Origin of the sequence: Stieleria sedimenti (assembly GCF_025060895.1) — a bacterium.
GTDB lineage: Bacteria > Planctomycetota > Planctomycetia > Pirellulales > Pirellulaceae > Stieleria > Stieleria sedimenti.
Genome location: NZ_JANZKV010000246.1, coordinates 20,326 through 28,069, shown reverse-complemented (window position 1 = coordinate 28,069; position 7,744 = coordinate 20,326). Strand labels below are relative to the sequence as shown.

Below are 7,744 nucleotides of genomic sequence, written 5' to 3'. Positions count from 1 at the left end.
AGCTGGAAGCTTGCGCCACGGATCGCAAGCTGGAAGCTTACGCCACGGATCGCAAGCTGGAAGCTTACGCCACTGGTGGAAGCTTAGGCCTTGGAGTTAGGGGAGGTTGGGGTTGGTGAACAGGGCCAGCCCGAAGCCGGCTTGCCAGTCATCGGCATCGCGGCCTTCGGTGGTGACCATGTAACGTCCGTAGCTGGTCAAGCGGATTCGGGGCGTCCACCAAAAATGAACACCGACTTCGGGATAGATCGCCGCCAGGGAACCCGAGATGCGTTCATCGTCTTCGCCGTGTTCGTCGATGAATCCGTCATCGTCGTTGTCGATCCAGTCGTCGTCGGCGGAGACCACTTCTTTGGCGTATCCGGCGTAAACGCCCGCACCGACGAAGGGCGCCAGCCGGCTGGGTGTTTGCAGCCTCAGTCCCGCGTCCAGACCGGTGAACCAGTCGTCGCCGTTGCCCATGCCCATCAAGGAGGCCCGCGCGGTCATGAAACTGGTCGCATACATCTCCGCTCCGATGTCGACCGTGAACAGGCCGTTGTCAGCAGCGCTTCGTTTGGTGACGCCGCTGGAGACGAACAGTCCGGTGGCGTCTTCCAGGAATCGCGCGTCGGCGGCCTGCTTGAGCTTGCCGAGCACGTCACTCTTTTCCGCTCCGTCACAATATTTTTCGGCGTACTCGGGGTCGTCCATCGCCCAGCGGGAACGCAGAATCCCGGTCGGCAGGGCGCAGCCGAGTTGCGTCAGCGCGGCGAAGGAGATCGCCAGCATCAGGGCTGAGGCTTGCTTGGAGATCACGATAGGGTCTCTGAAATCGCGTTGGCGATTGACGGGGGAACGGTCTGACGATCATCCCTAGCAAATGGCGGGGGGCAAGGTCAATCGCTAATGTCAATCCTGCTTAGGGCAAGAATCCCATCAATCTCTAGGAACGTCGATCGTATAAGTGACGGATTTGATCGCAGCGGAAGTCGCCAAAACGATTGCAGCGCGAGCCCTCTCTGCCATTCCTTTCGGGTTCCCACCGACTTGAAGAGGCAAGGTGGCCGCGGGGAGGTAGGAAGATTTTGGAGGTAGGAAGATTTTGGAGGTAGGAAGATTTTGGAGGTAGGAAGATTTTGGAGGTAGGAAGATTTTGGAGGTAGGAAGATTTTGGAGGTAGGAAGATTTTGGAGGTAGGAAGATTTTGGAGGTAGGAAGATTTTGGAGGTAGGAAGATTTTGGAGGTAGGAAGATTTGTCGGATCGAGGGGGGATGCATTTCATCATTTTCTTACCTCCCAAATCTTCTTACCAGCTTTCCGTTACGGCAATTCGCTCAGTTGTTGTCTTAATTTGCGCAAGACGCGAGATTTGGCCTGATAGACGCTCGCGACGGACAGCCCCGTCCGCTCGGCGACCAGCGACGCCGGTTGATTCTCCATCGTCGACATCCAGAAGGCGTTCCACGTCGTCGGTTCGAATTCAGCTTCGACGGATTTCAAGACCTGGCGGACCAGCGGGTTGTTGATCGATTCACCGTCGATCGATTCGTCCAGCGAATCGGCTTTCTGTTGCAACCGTGTCAGCGCCTCCGTGCCCCCTTCGGCCGGCTGCCTGCCGGCGAGCTTTCGAAAGTGATCGCGAACACGGTTGCGTGTGATCGTGGCCAGCCAGCTGCGAAAGCTGCCGGATTCCTTCTGGCGTTCGAATCCGTCGATCCCCCGCGCGACCGAGGTGAAGACCTCTTGTACCACGTCCGACGCGTCACTTTCAGCGACGCCGGAGGTACGGCACCAGCGATACACGATCGGACCAAACGTTTCCACCAGCCGGCTCCACTGGACCGGATCGTTCCGTTGCACGCCTTGCAGAAACGGATCGGACAGCGTCGGGTGCTCGGGGCGGCGTCGGTCGTCGGAATGGGGGGGCATACGAAAGAGTGTAACCGAATCTTTTTTCGCAATTTGGTGTCAGACGTCAGCGTTCATCTGGTGGGGCCGATACCAGCACGTGGCGTGAGCCAGTGGCGGGTGATGGCGGTGGTTTCACCACGCGCCGCTCGCTGACGCTTCCCGCTGGGGTGACAGGCTGGTAGCCGATCCCACGTTTGTTGCTTGAACCCGACCGGAAAGACGAGGAGAATACGATGATGACAGCAACCGAGTGCCCGACGGCGGAACGATTGAAAGCTTATTCGCTCGGGCGGCTGCCCGAGGCTGAGAATGACGAGCTTTTCGAACACCTTCGTTCCTGTACCACTTGCCAGGCCGAACTGGAAACGGTCGACGACGCCGACGATTCATTGATCGGCGAACTGCGGGCGACGGATCAATTCGCGAGCCTGGCCGAGGAGCCCGATTGCAAGCTGGCGATGGTCAAAGCCTTGGGGGCATTGGCCGCCGCCGATGAACTTTCCGCCACCGGGCTGCACAACGTCCCACGGGTGATCGGCGAGTACGAAATCGTCCGCCTGCTCGGCCGTGGCGGGATGGGAAAGGTTTTCTTGGCGCGGCACAGTAAACTCGGCCGTCACGTCGCCGTGAAACTGCTCTCGGGCCACCGGCTGGCCGACCAACGCACCCGAGATCGTTTTGATTCCGAGATGCGCGCCATCGGCCAGCTGAGCCACCCCAATATCGTGACCGCACACGATGCCCGCGAAGTGGATGGGACGGCGGTGCTGGTGACCGAGTACATCGACGGATTGGACCTCGGAGAGTTGGTGGCCAAAAACGGTCCGGTCTCCACCGCCGATGCCTGCGAGATCATTCGCAAAGTCGCCGTGGCGCTCCAGTACACCAGCGATCAAGGGTTTGTGCATCGCGATGTCAAACCGTCCAACATCATGATCAGCCGTGACGGTGAAGTGAAGTTGTTGGATCTGGGCCTGGCACGCTACCAATCGGGGCCGGAGAATGAGTTGACGGCGGCGGGTCAGGCGATCGGGACGGCGGACTATGTTTCGCCGGAACAGGTGACCGACGGTCGCGAAGTGGATTGCCGGTCGGACATTTATTCGCTGGGGTGCACCCTGTTCAAATTGCTTTCAGGAAACGCACCCTTCGCCGATCAGACGCACCAGACGGTGTTCGCCAAAATGACCGCCCAGGTCTCCGAAACTCCGCCGAGTCTGGCCGATCGAGTCCAGGATTGTCCACCTGGATTGGTGCGATTGGTCGATTCGATGTTGGCCAAGGATCCCTCCCGACGGCCGCAATTACCAAGCGACGTCGCAGCCACCTTGGCGACATGGTCCGCCGGGCATGATTTGGTTCACCTAGTGGAAATCGCGTCCGCCTGCGACGCACGGACTCGACCACTGCCGCTTTCGGCAACCACACAAACCAAGCCGTGGTATCAACGGTCGGTTCCGATCACGATGGCGATCGGTTTGGGGCTCTTGGGTGTTTTGCTCGGTTTGCTGATGGGACTGTTCATCAAAATCACGTTCCCCGACGGAACCGTGTTTGAAGCGCCGCTCGATGGAGCCCAAATCGAAGTCGTGAAGGAACTCGATGACGACACAGGGGATGCAAAAGCAGCCGACGTCGTTCGGCCGGCCGCCGAGGAAAAACTGGCCCAGCGGGCAGCGACGCGGCACAACGACGTGCTTGAGAAACTCTCGGGGATCTGGCTGTTGGTCGGATACAAACAACCCAACAGCGTCCTGCCCGAAGGCATGCTGCTAGCCATCGACCAAACCGAATTCTATGCCGTGACCAAACAAAACCCGCAGGCGGGCTTCCAGGTCTCCGCCGGGCAGTTCACCACGTTCCAGCAAGATCATCGGGGGCTCAATTTGCTGGCGGTCGACGAAGTGACGGGGAATCAAATCTCGGTCGGCTGTCAGTTCCCCGATGAATCCTCCATGGTGTTTCAATTTGATCCCTTCCTGGACACCGCGGAGATGCCGTTTCAGGGCCGGCTGAGAAATCATGGGAAGGGGCACCTGTATCGATTTAAAAAGCTGGGAGCCTTTTCCGAGATCAATCAAATTCCGCCGTCGGGCCCCGATTCAGATGATGCCAAAGCGCTGGCGATGATTCGGCAACTAAAAACGCTGGGAGTCGATCGGTATCTCAAACAACACGGTGACCCGACCAGCGCGCCGGTACGACAACAGCGTTCGGTGAACAACTTGAAGCAGATCGGACTCGCCTTTCACAACTTCCACGCCGCCTATCGCAAGTTTCCCGGATCGGTCAATCTGCGTGAAGGTTCGCTCGGTGCCGGAAGTCGAAAGATTCAACCCTTCAGCTGGCGGGTCGCGATCTTGCCGTTCATCGAAGGCAATGCGTTGTTCGAGCAGTACAAGTTCGATGAGCCCTGGGACAGCGAAAGCAATCTCAAGCTGCTCGATCAGATGCCGGAGGTCTATCGCAGTCCCCACGCGCCCGAAGACCAACCCAGCGGGCACACGAACTACCTCGGCTATGCGACGGGGAACAGCGCGATCGGCACCGAAGGCGGGGTTGGAATGCGTGAACTGCGTGATGGCAACAGCAACACGTTGTTGTTGGTCGAAACGAAACACAGCGTGCCGTGGACCAAGCCGGAAGATTTGACCGGCGAAGAGGACGCCGAGTTCTTTGAACCGGTGACCTACCTGATGGCCGACGGCAGCGTACGAACGACCGAGAAGCTCGATCCGGAGTTGCTCAAAAAGTTGATCACCCGCGACGGCGGCGAGGTGATTCCTCGTTAAGGAAAGGGCGCGGAGTTGGCAGAAACATGTGGGGCAGGAAAATGGGTGGGGATGGAAGGACAAAAAAATGGGTGACAGGAAAATGGTGTCGGTGATTTATTTTCTTGTCACCCATTTTCCTGTCTGCTTCTCTTCATGTTTCTGCCCGCCATTTTTCTGCCATCCGATTCCCGATTCTGCCTAACCGCAGAAATTATCAACCACGCCGATGCCCACGACGCCTTGGCGGCGGAGCTGGGCGGCGGCCAATGCGACTTCGGATGGGCTGGTTCGGCGGGCGTCACGGACGATCAAGCTGGAATCGACCGCGGCGGCGATTTGTGGCGTCGCCCAAGCACCCGCGATCGGGCCGTCGAACAACAGCAGATCGAAACAACCGTCGAGTTGTTCGAGCAGCAGGTCGATTTCCGTGGGAGTGATCGGCACGCCGCGGTGACCGGAAAGCACCAGTGGCAGCAGCGTCACGCCGTCTTCGATCGATGCGATCGCGGCGTCTTCGATGCGTTCACCCTGACGGATCGCGGTAACCCAATCGGTTTCGACTTCCAGACGCAACAGTTCCGATTGGCTGGGCGTGTCCAGATCGATGTCGATCAGGGCCACTCGCACGCCGCTGGCGGCCGCGGCAATGGCGGTGCCGATCGCAACGGTCGAACGTCCTTCGCCGGCGCTCAGGCTGGTCACCAGCACACTGCGAAGGCCTTCACGCACGGATTGGCCGAGGTGTTCGGCGATCGAGCGAAAGAACGTTTCGTCAAAGAACAGTTCCGCGACGGTGGAGGGTAGATCAAACGCGTCGACTTCCCAAGTCGCACCGGCCCAGCGGGCGGCGGTTGAATCATCGACGTCGTCGGCCGGTTGTTCGGTCCACTCACTCGTCGGCATGTCGTTCTTGTCCGGCGTCGGGGCAGCCGCTGGAGCCATGACGCTGTCGGTGGAAGGCGGGTCGGCGATCATGTTCGTCGCGTGCGGAGCAGGGGCGTCAGCTTTCACGCCGCTGGGAAATTCGTCTTTGACTTGTTGCTCGACCGCTTCGACCAACGCGTCGAGCTCGTGAGTGATCGCGTCTCCGTCGCGAACGTCGGCCGCATGCACGGTGGGGGCTGCCGCAGCAGGCGATTCGTTGGGCTCGATTGACTCCGCGCTGGCAGCGGAGTCGGCTTGCAGTGTCGGCTGAACTTGGACCACCGGCTCGGCGTGTGCGACCGGCTCGCCCGACGCGACGGTTGGGGCAGGTTCGATCGGTTTCGGCGCTGGTTCCGGAGTCGGCGGACGATCAATCCGCAGGACCTGTCCTTCGGGCTGATCGATCCAGACTTCACCGCTCGCGACGAAGGTGTCGGAGACCGTGACCGATTGGCTGAGCAGTTTTTCGAGTGCGTCGTTGTCCTCCACCGGTGCCGGTGCCGGCGACAGATGGGAAGACGGCAGCGACGCGTGCGGCGGCTCAACATTGGCGACCGGTTCAGCGATCGCATCGTTGGGTTCGCTGCCGGCGATTTCATTGCCGGCGGAGACGTCGTTGGGATGCAGGCCTGCGCGACGACGGTTGCGGGTGTAGGCGCCGATAAACGTCTGGTTGGTCTTCATGGTTTGGTTCGTTTTCAATCAGGAGACAGACAGGTCGCTACTGCAGGTGCTGCACGGTCAGATTGGCTTTTCGGCTGCGTCGGACGACGAAGCGATGGGCTCACGGCTGTTCGGAGTCTTCCCAGACTTTCAAAATTTCCAAAAAGTTGCCGATCGCATACGGCGTGTCGCTGTACCGCAGGCCATCTTCCAGCCGTAAGCGGTCTTCCATTCCGGCGGGCAGTTTTCCGGCGGGCAGTTTTCCGGCGGGCAGGGGATCGGAATCGATATCGATTGCGGCGGTCGGTGGAACATTCGGCGATTCGCCACTGCGGAACGCGACGACTGACTGATTGGAATCAAAGCTTGGCGGAATGTTGGGGGCTTCGCTTGCCGATGGGGCTGGCGGGAAGCCTTGGTTGGCCACGTCGAATTCCCCCGGTAGGGCCGCCGAGGGCTCGCCAAGCATGCCCGCCGCTGCTGGTGCGTCGGCGATCGAGCTGAGTGGGGCATCGACGGTTTCGGTGGGAATGTCGGCGGCGTGGGATTCCCCTGCGATCTGTGTGGACGCGGCATGCTCCGGATCGGTCTGCGGTGGTTCTGCGGCGGCCGAATCATCCATCACTTGAATGTCTTCGGTGATCACGACGATGGTTTCACCCAGGTCGTCGGCGTCGACATCGGTCATGCGAGATGGGTCTTCGGACGTTCCGGTCTTGTTGAATCCGCGTCCGGAAAAGAAGGCCAGGGTGACCATCAGCAACACCAGCATCACGATGGCCGAACGTGTCGCCCAGGACGCTTTGGCGGTGGCCCAATTCATGGATTCGTCGCGGTAGGCTGCGATGCGCGATTCGTCCGGGGATTCGCGGCTGTCCAATGGTGGTTCGAGCGGGGATGGATCCGAATCGGAACGCCGGCCGACGCCACCGGGCATCGCAGATCCGCCGGGCATCGCAGATCCGCCGGGCATCGCAGATCCGCCGGGCATCACAGAATCCGAGTCGTCTGGCGAGTTCGGTCCAGAGCGGCTGAGATCGCTGTGGTTTCCTGACGGTGGGTCGACGTGACTGGCCGGCGGCCCGCTGTGGGCGTCGTGGATCGCGAACCGTCGATCGTCGCGTTTTCGCTGCAAGCCTTCTGGCGTACGATCGGGTAGTTCAAACAGCGTGGGCAGGAGATCAGCCGCCGAGGCCACGTGTTCGGCCGTCGGTTCGGGGATTTCCTGGAATTTGCCCCGGTAGCAGGGGGCTGGCGTTTGCGGCGCGTTGCTCGGACGAGCCACTTTCGGCGATTTCTCGGCCCGAAAGCGTCCCGGTCGCGAACGTTTGGCGTTATTGGTCGTGTCTCGTTCCTGATCCATCAGTGATTTTCCGCAGCGAGTTTCCACGCCTGTTCGGCACAAGAAAGTCAGAAAAACCCCGAAATCGGCCCATCCGTGGAACCGTTTCACCTGGGGACCACCGACCGGCCCTGGTAAGGCTTCATC

5 protein-coding genes are annotated in these 7,744 nt (G+C 60.1%); 1 reads left to right on the top strand and 4 read right to left on the bottom strand.

The genetic code is table 11. From position 1 onward, the window contains the following. Positions 1 to 96: 96 nt before the first annotated feature. Entirely contained in the window at positions 97 to 798 is a 702-nt protein-coding gene (locus NZK35_RS27850; protein ID WP_259635799.1) for a hypothetical protein, read from the bottom strand. A 505-nt stretch (positions 799 to 1,303) separates the two neighbouring features. After that, complete coding sequence (locus NZK35_RS27845) at positions 1,304 to 1,912, bottom strand: RNA polymerase sigma factor (RefSeq protein WP_259635798.1); 609 nt, start codon at positions 1,910 to 1,912, stop codon at positions 1,304 to 1,306. A 215-nt stretch (positions 1,913 to 2,127) separates the two neighbouring features. Between NZK35_RS27845 and NZK35_RS27840 the strand changes: the two genes are divergently transcribed. Further along, the gene (locus tag NZK35_RS27840) at positions 2,128 to 4,686 is read left to right on the top strand and encodes a protein kinase domain-containing protein (RefSeq protein WP_259635797.1); all 2,559 of its coding nucleotides are present in this window, start codon (positions 2,128 to 2,130) and stop codon (positions 4,684 to 4,686) included. Between the two features lie 180 nt (positions 4,687 to 4,866). Here NZK35_RS27840 and NZK35_RS27835 read toward each other — a convergent pair whose 3' ends face one another. Further along, positions 4,867 to 6,276, bottom strand: a complete 1,410-nt coding sequence (locus NZK35_RS27835; RefSeq protein WP_259635796.1) for a cellulose synthase operon protein YhjQ/BcsQ — start codon at positions 6,274 to 6,276, stop codon at positions 4,867 to 4,869. 100 nt (positions 6,277 to 6,376) lie between these two features. Continuing rightward, positions 6,377 to 7,618, bottom strand: coding sequence for a hypothetical protein (locus NZK35_RS27830; RefSeq protein ID WP_259635795.1), 1,242 nt, complete (start codon positions 7,616 to 7,618; stop codon positions 6,377 to 6,379). Positions 7,619 to 7,744 lie beyond the last annotated feature (126 nt).

Coding starts and splice junctions, on each gene's coding strand:
- NZK35_RS27840 (WP_259635797.1), top strand. CDS start 2,128: ATGATGACAGCAACCGAGTGCCCGACGGCGGAACGATTGAAAGCTTAT.
- NZK35_RS27845 (WP_259635798.1), bottom strand. CDS start 1,912: ATGCCCCCCCATTCCGACGACCGACGCCGCCCCGAGCACCCGACGCTG.
- NZK35_RS27830 (WP_259635795.1), bottom strand. CDS start 7,618: ATGGATCAGGAACGAGACACGACCAATAACGCCAAACGTTCGCGACCG.
- NZK35_RS27835 (WP_259635796.1), bottom strand. CDS start 6,276: ATGAAGACCAACCAGACGTTTATCGGCGCCTACACCCGCAACCGTCGT.